Origin of the sequence: Peptoniphilus rachelemmaiella, assembly GCF_943169845.1 — a bacterium.
Classification (GTDB): Bacteria; Bacillota; Clostridia; order Tissierellales; family Peptoniphilaceae; genus Aedoeadaptatus; species Aedoeadaptatus rachelemmaiella.
On sequence record NZ_CALPBW010000004.1, the window covers coordinates 1 to 16,304 of the forward strand.

Below are 16,304 nucleotides of genomic sequence, written 5' to 3' on the forward strand. Positions count from 1 at the left end.
AGATCCCACCCAAACTATCTGTATCTTCATTCATGGGCTTTCTAAAAGGTAAGAGCAGTATCATGATCTATGAACGATGGGGAGACATGAAATTTAAATATAGGGGAAGGCAGTTTTGGTGCCGAGGCTATTACGTCGATACAACGGGAAAAAACGCTAAAAAGATTCAAGAGTATATACAAAACCAGTTGAAAGAGGATCAAATAAGTGAGCAACTAACCTTTGACACGACGAACCCCTTTAAGGGGTAGCCAAGTAACGATAGCACGGGCAGACCGCCGACGCCCTTCAGGCGCAGCTAGTAATACAGGCCCTTTGGGCCGAAAAAGGAAAACCCCCGGCTACGCCGGGGGATGTTTATTGTGTTTATTTTTCTTATTGCCTGTACCTGAGCGGGAGAATCCGCTGTGTCCCCTGATTTATCCATGTTATAATAATCTTCGGAAATAGGGAGAATCGATTTCAAGCTCTTGTCGCTAGATTTTTGAAAACGGGTATAGATTAAACGAGGTGTTTTTATGAAAAAGACGAATGCACTCAGGCATTTAGATGCTGAAGGTATCCCTTATGAAACCTTCGAATACGATCAAGACGCGGAGGTGGACGGCGTAAAAATTGCCGAGCTAAACCATTTGCCCGTGGAAGCCGTATTTAAGACATTGATTACTGAGGGAAAAGACAAGGAACATTTCGTCTTCGTTATTCCCGTAGCCGAAGAATTGGATTTAAAAAAGGCAGCCAAAGTTTGTGGTGAGAAAAAAATTGAGATGCTTCACGTAAAAGATCTCTTGCCTCTTACCGGCTATGTACGAGGCGGCTGCTCACCTGTAGGGATGAAAAAATTATTTCCTACCTACATCCACGAGACCGCCATTCTATACGATGCGATTTATGTCAGCGCCGGGAAGAAGGGAATGCAAATGCGCGTCAACCCCGAAGAATTGGGCAGATTAATTGATGCGACTTTTGAAGATATCACGAAAGAAGGTTGAAATGACGATTCACGATGAATTTATTCAGTGGGGAAAACTGACCACCCTCTGCGACGAAGACCGCCGTGCGCTTTCGGCGATGACCGACGATGAAATAGCGGACAGTTTTTACCAAGAGCTGGCCTTCGGAACGGCAGGCCTTCGAGGAAAAATCGGTCCGGGCATGAACCGCATGAACGAACAGGTCATCGCCCGCGCCACGCGGGGGCTGGCCGGCGTCATCGAGAAGCGGGGGCAAAAAGCCATGAACCGCGGCGTCGCCATTGCCTGGGATGTGCGTGAAAGAAGTGAGCGATTCATGAAAGTCGCCGCTTCGGTGCTGGCTTCCTGCGGCATTCAGGTGCACATTTTCCCGGATATTCGTCCCACGCCCATGTTGTCCTTTGCCGTAAGGGAATTGGGGACACAAGCGGGCATCGTGGTGACGGCGAGCCACAATCCGAAGGAATACAATGGCTATAAAGTGTATTGGAAGGAAGGCTCCCAAATTCGCGACGACATCGCCGATGAAATCTCCCGGGAAATCGCCAAATTCGACTACACCGTGTGGCCGAAAAAAACCTTCGACGAATACAAAGAGGAAGGCTTCATCCACGTGATCGATGAAGCATTGGAAGAAAAATATTACGCCCTCACCTTGGCCAAGGCCGTGGAAGAGGATATAAAAAAAGATATTTCCATCGTCTACACGCCATTAAACGGCACGGGGAATTTGCCCGTTCGCCGGGTGTTGAATGCGCGTGGATTTGAGAACATTCATTTGGTTGAAGAACAAATTGCGCCGGACAGCACCTTTAAGTCTGTAGGCTATCCCAATCCCGAGGATATCAAGGCGTTTGAAAAGGCGTTGGCCCTGGGAAAAGAAGTGGATGCGGACATCCTCATCGCCACCGACCCGGATTGCGACCGCGTCGCCATGGTGGCAAAAGATGCCTCCGGGGAGTTTATTCCCTTTACGGGCAATCAAACGGGGGCCCTTCTTCTCGAATACATTCTGTCCCGCCGCGCAGCGAAAGGCGATCTGCCGACAAACGGCGCCGTGGTGAAGAGCATCGTCACCGGCGACATTGGCCGCAGAATTTGCACCCATTACGGCGTGACCATGTTCGACGCCTTGACCGGATTTAAAAACATTTGTGCCCTGGCCAACGAATGGGACGATACCCGCGAGTATGAATTTTTATTCGGATTTGAAGAAAGCATCGGCTATGTTTACGGCGACCACGTACGAGACAAAGATGGTGTCGTCACGTCCATGATGGTGGCTGAAATGGCGGCTTACTACCTGAGCTTCGATAAGCGCCTTCCGGAAGTGCTGGACGAAATCTTTAAGACCTACGGCTATCAAGGAGAAAGGCTCCTTTCCGTGGTGAAAGAAGGCAGAGAAGGTCAGGCTTTGATTCAAGACATTATGAAGGATCTGCGGGCAAATCCCATGGATTCCATCGAAAGTCTGAAAGTGGAAAAAATCGTGGACTACGCCGAGGGCGTCGAGGGCATCGGCACCAGCAATGTATTGGAATACCACATGGACGACGGCAGTCGCTTCTATGTGCGTCCTTCCGGTACGGAGCCGAAGATCAAGCTGTATATTTACACCAAGGACAAAGACGAAGAAAAAGCGAAGGAGAAAATCGAATGGATCGAGTCTGCCGTTATCCGTCGATTTAATCAAGCATGATTCTTCTCGTCGATACCAATCCCATCTTGGAAGAGCGCCTGAAAGGCGAAAGCTTCCCGAAAGGCGCCCTATCCCGCGCAAGTGAAAAGCAGACCACACCGGCGGGATACGGCACCCATATGGCGCGGTTTGCAAGAAGCATCAATGAATCGGTGCGGCTCATGACCTTTCTCGGCGGCGACGCCGGGGAGCGCTATAAAAAGCTGATGGAAGCAGAAGGCACCCAGGTGGTGGCGAAAAATCTTCGCGACGAAACCCGGGAGCACTTTATTCTGGAGGAAAAGAATAAAAAGACCACGCTCGAAACCGCTGAGCCTCGGCGCACGCGGGAAGATATGGTGGATTTCTACGATCTTTTTTTAAGGGAAGCGGAAAAATCGGATGCCGTGGTCCTCTGCGAATCCACGGGAACGGGAGAAGCCGACGGGATGAAACTTCCCTTGGTACGCTACGCGCGGAAACTGTCGAAGCCGGTGATTATCCTTGCTTCTGAAGCGGATGATGAGGAAGCTGTGAAAGAAGCGAAGCCCTTCGGCCTCGTCGTGAACCGCCATGTGTTGGCGGCAAAAATAAACAAGCCCATTCACTTTTTAGGGGAGATTGTCTCGGCCTTAGATACGCTTTATGGCGGCGAGATTCCCCTGATACTGGTCACGGGAAGCGAGCGGGGATCCATTCTCCGAGCTCGCGGAAGCTATTACTTTGCGAAAAATGAAGACAAAAAAGGAAGCTTCGATGCCCATTATGCCGCATTGGCACTGGCCGCGGGCATCGTCAGAAAATACGACGCCCCCACGGTGTTGAAGCTGGCTCACGGGGCGGCAACCACCGAAGGCGAAGCGGACTTCGCTGATTTAAAAGGACGCATGAATCAAATCGATGTACAACGAATGGAGGTATAAACATGAATTTTTGCTTAGATAGGGAGAAGGTACTGTTTTTATTTGTAGATTTTCAGGATTCCCTGGCATCGGCCATTTTCAATATCGACGGCGTGAAGAAATATGCCGGCATTTTGGCTGAAACCGCTGAAATCATGAACATTCCCACCGTGTTTACCACACAATACAAACGGGGCCTCGGAGAATTCAACGAAGCCATTCGAAGCAAAGTCTCCGGCGGCGCGGATTTCGACAAAAAAGCCTTCTCCTGTATGCTGGATGAAGACATAGCCGCCTACATCGACGAAAAGAAACCGGAGCAAGTGGTGGTATGCGGCATTGAAGCTCATATTTGCGTGCTCATGACCGTGCGCGATTTAATCGCCAAGGGCATCGACGTCTACGTCGCCCACGACGCCGTCAGCTCCAGAGAAAAAGAAAACGTCCGCTTCGCCCTCGACGAAATGCGTCAAATGGGCGCAACCGTTCGCGCCACGGAAACCATTCTGTTTGATTTAAACAGCGTCTCCGGTACCGATGAATTTAAAGCGGTACAGAAATTAATCAAATAATGCGTTTTCTGCACACAGCGGATCTGCATTTAGGACGAAGTTTTCCTTACGAAAGAGAAGACGACCGCATCATCGGCCGAAAGGATCGCTTTCGCACCTTTGAGCGCGTGTTAAAACTGGGGATTCAGGAGCAGGTAGACTACCTTTTTCTCGTCGGCGACATTTTTGAGCAGGAGAAGGTGAGCTCTGCCGAGGTGGACTACGTCTTGAACTGTTTGGCCCACGCTCCTTTTACCACCTTGCTTCTCTTAGGCAATCACGACTACAAGCTCTACGACGACGTGGCGGCTCGTTTGCCGGAGAACGTGTTTTTATTTTCCAACGAAATCATGGATCGCTACGAAGACAGGGATCGTGGCGTGGTCTTTTACGGCACCAGCTGGACGCGGGCAAGTTACAATAAAATCCTACAATTTGAAGGCACAATTGGCGACGAGGGCCTTCACCGCGTGCTCCTGCATCACGGCAATTGGAGCGGCGGCGACGGGTATTTCCCGGTGGATGCCAATCTGCTTCATGCCTTCGACTATGTGGCTTTGGGCCATGTGCACAAGCCCATTATGTACGAAAACAAGCTGCAGATGTGCGGCACGCCGGAGCCTTTGGATCGAACGGATCGCGGAAAACTCGGCGTGGTATTAGGGGAGCTGGACGAGGTGCTCACCACCCGCTACGTTCCTGTAGCGGCCCGTATGCTGAAACAGAAAAATTACCTGCGAAGAGACGGGGCCGACGACGAGGCCATTGTGGCTGATGCCAAGGCCTTGGGCCATTCGAAAGACTTTATCTACAGCTTTCACCTGTCCGGCGCCTACAGCGGCATCTTGGACCGGGAGCTCCGAGGGATTTTCGACGAAAAGGGCCTTTTGTATGAGCTTAATTGGGAAAAGGATCTGCCAAAGATCATCGAGCGCATGGAAAGAGAACACCAAGGCGATCTTCTCGGCGCCTTTCTGGCGCGGGCGAAGGCCTACGACGGCGATGAAGAGACGCGCCTCGCCCTCTGTGATTTAGGTTTGCGTGCCCTTTTGGGGGAAGACTATGATTCATAAACTCTATATGCGGGATTTCGGCTGCTTCCACGACACGACGGTTGCCTTTCAAGAAGGCTATCAATGCCTTCCGGGGCCTAATGAATCGGGAAAAACCACGACGGCGGCCTGTATTCAGGCGATTTTATACGGCTTTTCCAAAGACAGCCCAGCGCGCAAGCTTTATTCCTCGGCCTACGACGATTACTTTCCCTTGGAGGGGCGGGACTTTTCTGCCGCCATGGAATTGGAGGTAGGAGGCAAGCCCTACGTCATCGAGCGAAATTTTATAAAAGAAAAAGAAACGCTTAAAATTTACGATGTGGAGGCTAATCGCTTTCTGTCCGATGAAGACGCCCTCTACACCTTTTCCGGCATTCCACAGCCCGGGGCACTGTTTTGGCAGCTGTCCCAAGGGGATTTTCTACGCTTCTTCGCCATGGACGATTTGCAATCTACGGGAGCGGAGGCGATTTTTAAGCGCGTTCAGGAGATGAAAAATTTTCTGCGCACCAACAGCACCGCCCTGAATGTGGAAGGAGCCCTGGACTATCTGGCCAAGGAGAAAAAGGCCTTGGGCACGGAGAGGGCGAAGAAATCGCCCATCGGCGACAATCGGGAAAAGCTCAAAGGAATGGAAGCGAATTTAGCGGATTTTCGCGCCCGGTCCCGGCATTTGAAAGATGAGGAAGAAAAGCGTGAGGCGTTACTCAGAGAACTTCGCGCATTGAAACTCCGTCAAAAACAGGCGAGAGACAAAGAACTGCTTCTGCCGCAACTGGCCGTGGCCGCGGAAGAAGTGGCACAATGGGATCGGGCTTTGGATGAAAACGAAGCGAAGATCGAGCACTACGAAAGAAAGCGGGGCAAAGGCCTCTTTAGAGGCATCTATTACAAACTCGCTTTGCTCTTCGGTTGTGTCGCAGCGGCAATTGCCGTGGTTTTCATGACGAGAGATCGGGCAGATTTCGCCTCCCTTTCAGCCCTTGCGGCAGGGGGCTTATTTGTCGTCGCCCTGATTCTGTTTGTTTTGCGGCGGCTCACCCTTCGTAACATTCAGCGCTACCATCGGGCATTTTACGAACGGGATCAATTGCTGGAAAAAAAGAACGCCCGCTTTCATTGGTTTGACAACTTGGTGGAAGAAGACATTACCATGGAAGAGCTGCTGGACGCCATGAAACGGCGCATGAAGGCGCTGGAGCATGGGCCCCTTGAAACAGGCTTGGACGATAAAATTGAAGCCTTGCAACGGCAAGTGGGCCAGGTCGATGCTCGGCGTGAAGAAAAAGATGCCATTGAGAAAAAAATGGAAAAGGCGACGAAAGCCTATAAAGACGAGCAGGCCCGCGGGGCGCAGCTGAGCAAAAAGCTGGCCCTGGTGGAGGCTTGCGAAAGCATACTCAGAGCATTGGACGAAGGGGGAAGAGAGGATTTTAATCGGGCCATGTTAGAAGACGGCGCCCGCTATCTGCGCGATCTTTCCCGGGGGCGCTACAAAACTATCGCCCTTTCGGAAGACGCCTTCGTCCTTCAAAAAGATGACGGCCATTGGCTGAAGGAAACCCAGCTGAGCAGATCCACGGCGGATCTATTGGTTCTTTCTCTGCGCCTGGCCGCCGTAGAAAAAATGGATCCCTCGATTCCCATGATCTTCGACGACGGATTCGTCTATTTAGATGAAGGGAGACGAGGGCGATTGAAAGACGTATTGAAGAAATTGAACCGGCAGGTAATCGAATTTACCACGCCGAAAAGAGAAAGGAGTGCCGATTGATTTGGGCGATTGGCGATTTACATTTAGATCATAAAAAAGAAAAGCCCATGGATGTATTCGGAAAGAAATGGGAAAATCACGAGGAGAAAATTTTCTCTTCGTGGGAAAATACCGTCGCCGAGGGCGACCGCGTCTTGGTTGTCGGCGACATTTCATGGGCCCTGAAATTGGAAGAAGGAGAGGTGGACCTTCGGCGAATCGACGCGTTGCCCGGGAAAAAATACCTGATTAAGGGCAATCACGATTACTGGTGGTCCTCCATGAATAAATTAAACAGCTTGGATTTAAAGACCGTGGAATTCCTACACAATACCGGCGCCGTAGATGATACGGTGGCCTTTTGCGGCAGTCGCGGTTGGACCGATATCGACGCCACGGGATTCGACGAGCAGGACGAAAAAATCTACAAACGGGAATTAAATCGCTTGCAGCTGAGCATCGACGATATGGAGAAAAAAGCGAAAGGGCACGCCATCGAAACCAAAATCGCCCTCTTGCACTACCCGCCCTTTAACGCCAAGGGCGAACCCAACGACTTCGCCGATCTCTTGAGCACTGCAGGCATCGATATTTGCATCTACGGCCATCTCCACAGCTTCGGCCATAAATTTATCGTGGAGGGAGAAATCAACGGCGTTCGCTACTACTGCGTCTCGTCGGATTATATTAATTTCGAACCGAGAAAGATCGAGGTCTAGGATGGAGCGAGAGATCGAAGTTAAAATCCTTCACGTGGATTTAGAGGCCATGGAAGAAAAATTAATTTCCATGGGCGCCGAAAAAATCGGCGAGGAACAACAGGCAAATTACCTCATCGATTCCGCGGCCCATCCCATTGCAGCCGAGCGGGGCTACTTGCGCATTCGCCGCATCAAACAAGGCGGCAAAGAGGAGATTCAGTGCACCTTTAAGGAAAAAAAGAGCCAAGAGGGCGTTCGTGTCTATGACGAGCACACGGCAATCGTCGACAGTGCGGAAGAGATGATCGCCATCTTTGGCCTTTTAGGCTACGACAAGGTGGAAGTGGCGAAAAAGCATCGCATCAGTTATGCCTATAAAAACTGCCGCCTGGACCTGGACCGGTGGGACCCCGAGAGCTTTCCCGAGCCCTATATGGAAATCGAAGGGACGACGAGAGGGGCCATCGAAGCGGTGATCGAAGACCTGAACATTAGCAGAGAGCAGGTCAGCACGAAATCCATTGCCGAGTTAAAAAAATCTTGGAATAAATAGTACAACACATATGCCGACTGTGCTATAATAAATCCCGAGGAGGAATTCTATGACAGGTTTTAAGTACATTCGTTTTTTTCATGAAATCCGCAAAGATGATGTAGACATCGTCGGCGGCAAGGGCGCCAATCTCGGTGAGATGACCAATTTCGGTTTAGACGTTCCCCCGGGATTTTGCGTCACATCGAAAGGCTACGACGCCTTTATCGAATACGCCGGATTAGATGAAAAAGTTCGTTTTTTAATGCAAGATTTAGACGTGGACGACGTGGATATGCTCACAGCGGCATCCAACGACATTCGCAGAAACATTGAACAGGGCGAAATCGACCCGGCTTTGGAAGAAGAAATTATTTTAGCTTACAAAGAATTCAGTCGTTCCATCGATTTGAGAGACCCCCAAGTGGCCGTACGTTCTTCGGCTACGGCGGAAGACTTGCCCGATGCATCCTTCGCCGGTCAACAAGACACCTATCTGCACATCGCAGGGGAAGAAGAATTAGTACAACACGTTCGCAAATGCTGGGCATCTCTTTGGACCCCGCGTGCCATTTATTACAGAGAAAAACAAAAATACGACCACTTCGCCGTTTCTTTGGCCGTCGTCGTACAAAAAATGGTCAATTCGGAAAAATCCGGCGTCATGTTTACGGCCAACCCCATTAACAACAGCCGTGACGAAATGATGATTAACGCCAGCTACGGTTTAGGTGAAGCCGTGGTCAGCGGTACCGTCACCCCCGACGAATACGTCATTAAGAAAAGCGACAAATCGGTTTTGGAAAAAGTCATCGCCGATAAGAAGAAAATTGTCGTACAAAATGATTCCGGCATCGGTACCCACGAAGCCGATGTGGAAGACATTTTAGGCGCCGGCGCCGTGAAGGAAGAATGCTTGACGAAAGAAGAGCTGAACACCTTAATCGACGCGGGCTTAAAGATCGAAAGCCTCTACGGCAGCGTACAAGACATCGAATGGGGCATGGACAGAGATACCAAGGGCCTCTACATTTTGCAATCCAGACCCATTACCACACTGGGCGATGCACCGAGTGCATCGGACAATTCGAAAGAGGAAGGCATGAATCAAGCACCTGAAAAATTAAATCCCCTGGTTCGCGGCTTGGCTGCATCGCCGGGTATCGGACGCGGCAAAGTTAAAAAGATCAAAGACGTCAGCGAAATCAACTTGGTAAAAGAAGGGGATATCCTCGTCACGGCCATGACCAATCCGGACATGGTACCTGCCATGCGTACTGCCGCCGCCGTCGTCACTGACGAAGGGGGTAGAACCTGTCACGCCGCCATCGTCAGCCGGGAATTGGGTATTCCCTGTGTCGTCGGCAGTAACGACGCCACCGAAGTCCTTCAAGAAGGCCAATTCATCACCGTCGATGCCACTCGCGGCGTCGTCTACGAAGGCGATGTCTTGAAAGACAAGGAAAAGAAAAAAGACGATAGCGCAGCCGGTGCAGGCGCAGGCCTTGGCATTTCCGCCGAAGAACTTCGCCAAATCGTGGCACCTACCACGGCGACAAAGATCTACATGAACTTAGGCGAACCGGCCCTCATCGAAAAATACAAAAACCTGCCCTTCGACGGCATCGGCCTCATGCGTACGGAATTTATTTTCACCAATAAAATCGGCGCGCACCCCATGTACTTGGCAAAAACCGACCAAGGCGACATCCTTATCGACCAATTGGCCGAAGGCATTGCCGAAGTCGCCGGGGCCATCTATCCGAAGCAAGTCGTCGTTCGCATGAGCGACTTCCGTACCAACGAATTCCGCGGCCTCAAGGGCGGCGACGAAGTGGAACCCCACGAAGAAAACCCCATGATCGGATGGCGTGGCGTCAGCCGCTACATTTCGCCGGAATACGAAAAGGGCTTCCGTTTGGAATGTAAGGCCATGCGCAAAGTGCGGGAAGACTTCGGTCTGACCAATGTGGTCGCCATGTTGCCCTTCGTCCGCACGCCGGAAGAATTGATTACCGTCAAAGAAATCATGGCGTCGGAAGGCCTGAAGCAATCGAAAAACTTCAAGATTTGGATCATGGCGGAAGTTCCCTCCGTTGTTTTCCAAGCGGAAGAATTTGCGAAGTTGGTCGACGGCTTCTCCATCGGTTCCAACGACTTGACCCAACTCACCATGGGCGCCGACCGCGACAGCGGCATCTTAAACCGCATGGGCTACTTCGATGAACGAAACGATGCAGTGAAGCGTGCCATTAAGATCTTGGTGGACGCTGCCAATAAAGAAGGCATCACCTGCTCCATCTGCGGTCAAGGCCCGAGCCAATACCCTGAATTTGCAGAATTCCTCGTAGAATGCGGCATTACCTCCATGTCCGTTAACCCGGATACCGTCGACTACACCCGTCGTTTAGTCGCCGGCGTAGAACAAAAAATGATTCTGCGTAAATTAAGAGAACAAAAATAACAACATTCTGAAAAATCCGCCCCTTGCAGGCGGATTTTTTGGTGCAATGAAAGAGGGTACGGCTGAAAAAGGTAAATAAAAAAAGCTCGAGTGGCGGCTCGAACTTCTTTTGGTGTAATGAAATTTAGGGATGGAATTTGAAATCAAAGATCCACGTGAAACAGCTTCGCGTAGTCCCTGAGGCCGGTTTCGATTTCTTTTAGTGTAAAATTTCCCCGCCGCAATTCTTTTTCATCGATTCTGAGCAGGGATTCGTAGAAGAGAATGCCCGTGGCGAGATCCGCCTCGCCTTGGTCGAAAGCATCGAAGAGGGCGTCTTCCCCTTCGCCGTACTTGCCCTCGGCGGCGAGGGCATAAAGTTTCTGCGACAGCGCGGAAGACGCTGTCTCGGCTTTTTTCTCGTCGCTGAAGCCCATGGGGTAGGCCAGGCCTAAAAGAAACTGAATCAGCTCTTTGATTTGCTGCATAAGAAAGTCGTTTTTAATCATAAAATGCCCCTTTATCTTTGCCGGTTCTGAAATTTAAAAAGGTGGTACCGGTTATTATCGTTATTTTTGCGAATACCCGTCTTGCGAAGACAGCGTATCGATTACCGCCTCGCAGAGGGATTCTTGCGTCGCCTTTTCTCCTGAAATTATATTTTCCTCTTTTACGCCCATTTTGACAAGGCATTGTTTTGTCGTATCGCCGATGGCGAAGCAGCATGGAGGAAGAGAGGATAGACCGTAGGCGGCAATGAAATTTTTCACCGCCGAAGGGGATAAGAAGATCGCCCCATCAAAAAGGGCGGGCAGGGGAAGGCATCGCTTCGGCAAAACGGCGCGGTAGACGATTCGATCCGTAGTCGCTGCCATGTTTTTAAGCGCCTCGCCTAAATAGGGATCGCTTCCCGCACCATGGGGGTAGTAGATGCGATTGGAGGCATTAACAAGGCCTTTCAAATAATCCGCCAAGTGGCGGCCGTCGTAGATCGCCGGATGGCCGTCGGCACGAAGGCCGTAGCGGGCCAAGGCGTGGGCGGTTTTTTCGCCGACGACGTAGATGGAAACACCTGTAAGACTTCGAATGTCGCGATCGTTCAAATAAGCGCGGAAGAAGAGGTCCACGGCGTTTTTCGACGTAAAAATTAAGGTGTCGTAAGAAAAATCCGCCAGGTCTTTTTCAAGCTGCACATGATTCACGGCTTCGATTTCGATCATGGGCCGCATAAAAACCTCGGCGCCGTGGGCGCGAAGGGATTCGGCCATGGCTTCCTGATTGGTTCCGGTCAAAATAATTTTTCGGCCGGTCAGGGGCAGGTGATTCAGCGGCTTCAACATTTGATGAAGAGCCACCACCTCGCCTACGACGATAAGGCCGGGGCTAGTGATGTGTTCGGGAAGGCCCGCATCGGCGACAGTTTTCAGGCTGCTGTAAAAAGAGGCCACGTCGCCGTCGTCGGAGGCCTTGAGTACGGCGAGGGGCGTTTCGGGATCCTTTCCCCCGGCCAGAAGATCCTTGGCGATGGACGACGCATTTTTCAACCCCATATAGAAAACCAGCGTTCCCGGTATTTTTCCGTAGACGGCAAAGTCTTCGTCGCCATCTGCCCGGTGGCCGGTAATAAAGGATACGGAAGTGGCCGTCTCCCGTTGCGTCACGGGAATGCCTGCCATGGCCGGTACGGCGACGCCGGAGGTGATGCCGGAAATCACCTGAAAGGGAATGGCCCGCTCGGAAAGATAAAGGGCCTCTTCACCGCCGCGACCGAAGACGAAGGGATCGCCGCCTTTTAAGCGAAGGACGCGCTTGCCGGCGCGGTAATATTTTTCCAAGAGGCCGTGAATAGCCTTTTGCTTCATGCTGTGTTTGCCGGCCACCTTTCCTACGTAGATTTTTTCCGCATCGCGGGCGAAATCTAAAATCGACGGATCCATTAAGCGGTCGTAAAGGATAATGTCTGTGCGGGAGAGGGCCTTATAGAGGGCGAGGGTGATGTTGTCGCCGCCGCCGATGCCCGCCCCGGCCAAAATCACGGGATAATTAGTCATCGCCCTTCACCTTTCGCACCAATTCATAGACATCTTCCATGGTCCTCTCTTTGTTCGTCGTGACCGTGGCGTAATTTAAAGACTCATCCGCAGTTTTTGCGAAGCAGCCGTGGAGAATAATTTCACTCCCTTTAGCCTCTATGTGAATGCCAATAGGCGAGGCGCAGGAGGCATTTAACGCCTGTTGAAAAGCACGCTCAACCTTCATGCGAAAGGCGGCGTAAGGATCGGAGGCTTCAGAGAAAATTTTCAAAAGATCCCGTCGATCTTCGGCGAGCTCGATGCCTAAAAGACCTTGAGAGGGCGAAGGGATAAAGCGCGTAGGATCCAAAACTGCGGTCACTTTTCGGGAAAGCCCCGCCCGAAAAAGACCGGCGTAGGCGAGAAGGGTGCCGTCGGCCAAGCCGCTTTCCACTTTTTGGATGCGGGTCTCCACATTGCCGCGAATAGGCACGAGGGTAATCTCAGGATAGAAATGCTTTAGCTGGGCGATGCGTCGATTGCTGCCCGTCGCGATGACCATGTGGGCCAAATCCGTCTCCTCGAAAGAATCGCTCTTTCCCACGAATACATCCACGTCATCGGGGGCCGCCGGTGGCAGAGCCAAGGTGAAGCCCGGGGCAATTTTCGAAGGCATGTCCTTTAAGGAATGGACAGCCACATCCACGCTCCCTTCTTCCAGGGCCCCTTCCAATTCGCCGACAAAGACCCCGTTTTTTCCCACCTTATGGATGGGCAGGTGTTGGACGCGGTCGCCTTTTGTTGAAATAATGACGAGCTCCGCATCGAGGCCCGCCTCATTCAGAATCTTCACCACCTGCTTCGCTTGAATCTTTGCCAGATGGCTGCCCCTCGTTCCCACTTTCAGTTTCATCTAATGACTCCCCGTAATTTTTACTGATTTTCTCATCATTCCATAATTCTTCCATAATTTGCCCAATATAATCGCTCTTTCGCTCAACCAAGAGCTTTCGTATGCGATTCATTTCATAAAGCTTCTCTTCGTCGTATCTCGCAAGAAAACATTCCATATCCGCCTTCACATACTTGCTCACCGTGGGATTGTCCGCGGAAATGCTTATAGTAAGGGGGCCGCGGCAAACCACCGATGCCATGTTGAAATCGGACGCTTCGGGATCCGACGTCGAAAGCACGGGCACAGATGCAAGCTTTGCCCGCCGCGTCAGGGCTGCGTTTAGCGCCTCGTCGTCGGTAGCGACAATAAAAAAGTCGTAGGCGAAAAAGCGGAAATCATCATCGACGGCCTTTTCCTTTAAGAAGATTCGATCGGGATGTGCCGCTGCCAACTCCCTGAGCGCTTCGGAGAAGTTGGGAGAGAGGCAGTAGAAGGTAAAGGACGCAGAAAAAAGCCCTTTGATCTTTGTTGTGGCCGCCTTTCCGCCGCCGACGACGAGCACCTTTTTATCCTTTGTGTCCATCATGAGAGGAAAATATCGCATAGGCCCTCCTTTTTGTTTATTCATACTTTCTCTATTATAACAAAGGCGCGGCAGAAAACCCCCAAGACTTGAAACGAAAACGTAACAGCGAAGGGCATTCGTCGTGTTATAATAAGGATAGGTAGGATTTTACAAAGAATACCAGGAGGAAATCATGAAAAAAAACAGAGCAAAAACAGTGGCTACACTGGCCTTGGCCGGCGCATTATTGACGGCACCTTTTGCGGCCGAAGCTGCAAGCTACAAAGATGTCAGCGCTAATCACTGGGCATATAGCCATATTTCTAAATTAAGCGATTTAAGAATCATTAAAGGTTACGAAGACGGCACTTTTCGGCCGGCTCGCTACGTCAGTTATTTGGAAATTCTGGAGCTCCTTAAAGGCATACAAAATCCATCGAGCACTGAAATGACGCAAGCCATTTCGACGTACGGCTATATCGCCAATACCTACAAGGTACCGGCATGGGCAAAATCCGCCGTGTGTATCGCCCTTCAAAACAAGGTCATCACCGAAGGTAATTTAAAAGCGGCGTACAATATGCACTACATTAACAACTTAAAGAACGACAATCAATTCCCCGGACGGGAACTGGCCATGGTATATTATGCCAAAGCCCTGGGCGTTCAACCGAAAAAAGACACGTCCAATATTAAAGTCACCGACGTCATTGCCATCGGAAAAACGCCGAAAGAACTTATCGGCGATGTAGACGTCAAAGGCCTCTTGGCATCCATGATCGATGTGGGCATTTTTCATGCCTTTGGCTCCGACGGACAATTCCAACCCCTGTCTCCGCTGAAAAGAGAACAAATGGCGAAGATCACGGACTTAAGCTACGACTATAGAACCGTTAAATCCTTTGAAGGCGAAGTACATGCCATCGTGAAGATCAACGACATACCCGTCTTATCCATCAAAAACAAAGACATGAGCACATCCTTCGTTCTTTCCAAGGATACCGCCGTCACCGTAAACGGCAAGAGCGCCAAGATCGAAGACATTAGTGAAGGCAGCAAGGTAAAAGTAAAAGCCTTCCCCCAAACCGGCGGCAACGCACCCTATCAAGCGGTATCAGTCGACGTAGTTAGCACCGAGTTAAGCGGCGCCGGGCTGATCGACGAATTAAAATACGATGAAATGAAAATTGCCTATTCCACGAACAAAGATGCCACCGTGGACGGAAACTTTAAGGCGGAAAAGACCGATGTCTTTAAATTAAATAAGGACACCGCCATTACTGTCTTAGGTAAAAAGGCCGAATTGCGATCCCTCAGCACGAGAGACATGGTCGTATTTAAGGCACAAGACGGCGTGTTGAAGGAACTGGAAGTCTTCCCGAACAAGGGAACTGTCAGCGGCGAATTCGTCAATTACGAATACAATCGCTTCGGTAATTCTCGTATTGTCCTGAAATTGGATAACAAAAAAGAACAGGCATTTATCGTCAAGGAAGAAAAAACAGCGAAAGATCTGTTTGAACTCACAAACAAACTGAGCAAGGGCTATCCCTTAACCTTAACCACCAGATACACGGAAGTAATCAGCGGCAAAGAGACGGAAGGCAAATTGTCCGGATTCTATCAAGAGATTTCTCTCGATAAAATGGGCGCAGGTATCTTAAAAATTAATCTTTTAAGTGGCGGAACGCAAACTGTATTTTTGGATTCTAAGATGAAATTCACAGGATTTAATGAATCAACTAAGGAAGTCACGCCTCTTCAACTTGCCAATGAGTTAGAAAATAAAGAAGATCTTATCGAATTAGACCTAATCGGCGGTAAAATAAAATCTGTTACGGTAAAAGCGGTCTTGAAGGAAAGTAAGGACCAAAGTACAGCTGTAAGAAGAGTTGAAAAAGCACCTGCCACAAATAATAACGGGCCCATTAAACGCTCGGTGAACGATCCGAGAGATAAGTACACCCACTACATTTTCTACTTGGAAGACTCGGAGCGCAGATTTAAATACAGTCAATTTGATGGCGCTGTGGAAAATGCAATCTTTGATCGAATGGATAAATCAAGATTAAAGCTTTTATACAAAATCTACGACGACAAGACCAAAGGCGGCTTTGTAGCAGATATACGAGTCACTGATGGCGTCGATACCATTTCTGTTTTCGATGCGAGTTCTCTCTAAAATGGCGAGATTGTAAACTTTCCACTCATACAAAAGACCCTATGGTTTGTCCCCATAGGGT

15 protein-coding genes are annotated in these 16,304 nt (G+C 50.3%); 11 read left to right on the top strand and 4 right to left on the bottom strand.

All coding sequences use genetic code 11. The features are described 5' to 3' along the window. The 10 genes from tnpA to ppsA form a co-directional block, all read left to right on the top strand. Positions 1-251, top strand: a 251-nt coding sequence (tnpA, locus tag KO087_RS02240) for an IS200/IS605 family transposase (RefSeq protein WP_215507289.1), incomplete at its 5' end; no start/stop codon positions are given. A 267-nt stretch (positions 252-518) separates the two neighbouring features. Further along, positions 519-992, top strand: coding sequence for a Cys-tRNA(Pro) deacylase (gene ybaK, locus KO087_RS02245; protein ID WP_215507291.1), 474 nt, complete (start codon positions 519-521; stop codon positions 990-992). Between the two features lies 1 nt (position 993). Then, positions 994-2,673 (top strand): phospho-sugar mutase, encoded by a 1,680-nt coding sequence (locus KO087_RS02250; RefSeq protein WP_215507293.1) that lies wholly within the window; start codon positions 994-996, stop codon positions 2,671-2,673. Continuing rightward, positions 2,670-3,575: a PfkB family carbohydrate kinase gene (locus tag KO087_RS02255; protein ID WP_215507295.1), complete on the top strand. Its 906-nt coding sequence runs from the start codon at positions 2,670-2,672 to the stop codon at positions 3,573-3,575. The genes KO087_RS02250 and KO087_RS02255 overlap by 4 nt, the downstream gene beginning before the upstream one ends. A 2-nt stretch (positions 3,576-3,577) precedes the next feature. Then, positions 3,578-4,126: an isochorismatase family protein gene (locus KO087_RS02260; protein WP_215507297.1), complete on the top strand. Its 549-nt coding sequence runs from the start codon at positions 3,578-3,580 to the stop codon at positions 4,124-4,126. Further along, positions 4,126-5,178: a metallophosphoesterase family protein gene (locus KO087_RS02265; RefSeq protein ID WP_215507299.1), complete on the top strand. Its 1,053-nt coding sequence runs from the start codon at positions 4,126-4,128 to the stop codon at positions 5,176-5,178. Before KO087_RS02260 ends, KO087_RS02265 begins: the two co-directional genes overlap by 1 nt. Beyond that, positions 5,168-6,934 carry an ATP-binding protein gene (locus tag KO087_RS02270; RefSeq protein WP_215507301.1) on the top strand — a complete coding sequence of 589 codons (1,767 nt, stop codon included), beginning with the start codon at positions 5,168-5,170 and terminating at the stop codon, positions 6,932-6,934. The genes KO087_RS02265 and KO087_RS02270 overlap by 11 nt, the downstream gene beginning before the upstream one ends. Then, on the top strand, positions 6,931-7,632 hold the full coding sequence (locus KO087_RS02275) for a metallophosphoesterase (protein ID WP_215507303.1): 702 nt from the start codon (positions 6,931-6,933) through the stop codon (positions 7,630-7,632). Before KO087_RS02270 ends, KO087_RS02275 begins: the two co-directional genes overlap by 4 nt. Position 7,633: 1 nt before the next feature. After that, a complete protein-coding gene (locus KO087_RS02280; protein ID WP_215507305.1) occupies positions 7,634-8,167 on the top strand; it encodes a class IV adenylate cyclase in 534 nt (177 codons plus the stop codon). Between the two features lie 49 nt (positions 8,168-8,216). Continuing rightward, complete coding sequence (ppsA, locus tag KO087_RS02285; protein WP_215507307.1) at positions 8,217-10,610, top strand: phosphoenolpyruvate synthase; 2,394 nt, start codon at positions 8,217-8,219, stop codon at positions 10,608-10,610. A gap of 143 nt (positions 10,611-10,753) precedes the next feature. On the opposite strand, the gene KO087_RS02290 is transcribed toward ppsA, so the two are convergent. Genes KO087_RS02290 through KO087_RS02305 form a run of 4 tightly spaced genes read right to left on the bottom strand, consistent with a single transcriptional unit; the run spans position 10,754 to position 14,100 of the window. After that, positions 10,754-11,098, bottom strand: coding sequence for a DUF6483 family protein (locus tag KO087_RS02290; RefSeq protein ID WP_215507309.1), 345 nt, complete (start codon positions 11,096-11,098; stop codon positions 10,754-10,756). Between the two features lie 60 nt (positions 11,099-11,158). After that, complete coding sequence (gene cobA / locus KO087_RS02295) at positions 11,159-12,640, bottom strand: uroporphyrinogen-III C-methyltransferase (RefSeq protein ID WP_215507311.1); 1,482 nt, start codon at positions 12,638-12,640, stop codon at positions 11,159-11,161. Continuing rightward, positions 12,633-13,514 carry a hydroxymethylbilane synthase gene (hemC, locus tag KO087_RS02300; protein WP_215507313.1) on the bottom strand — a complete coding sequence of 294 codons (882 nt, stop codon included), beginning with the start codon at positions 13,512-13,514 and terminating at the stop codon, positions 12,633-12,635. The genes cobA and hemC overlap by 8 nt, the downstream gene beginning before the upstream one ends. After that, complete coding sequence (locus tag KO087_RS02305) at positions 13,438-14,100, bottom strand: precorrin-2 dehydrogenase/sirohydrochlorin ferrochelatase family protein (RefSeq protein ID WP_215507315.1); 663 nt, start codon at positions 14,098-14,100, stop codon at positions 13,438-13,440. Before KO087_RS02305 ends, hemC begins: the two co-directional genes overlap by 77 nt. A 154-nt stretch (positions 14,101-14,254) precedes the next feature. On the opposite strand from KO087_RS02305, the gene KO087_RS02310 reads away from it, so the two are divergent. Further along, positions 14,255-16,243: an S-layer homology domain-containing protein gene (locus tag KO087_RS02310; RefSeq protein WP_215507317.1), complete on the top strand. Its 1,989-nt coding sequence runs from the start codon at positions 14,255-14,257 to the stop codon at positions 16,241-16,243. Positions 16,244-16,304 lie beyond the last annotated feature (61 nt).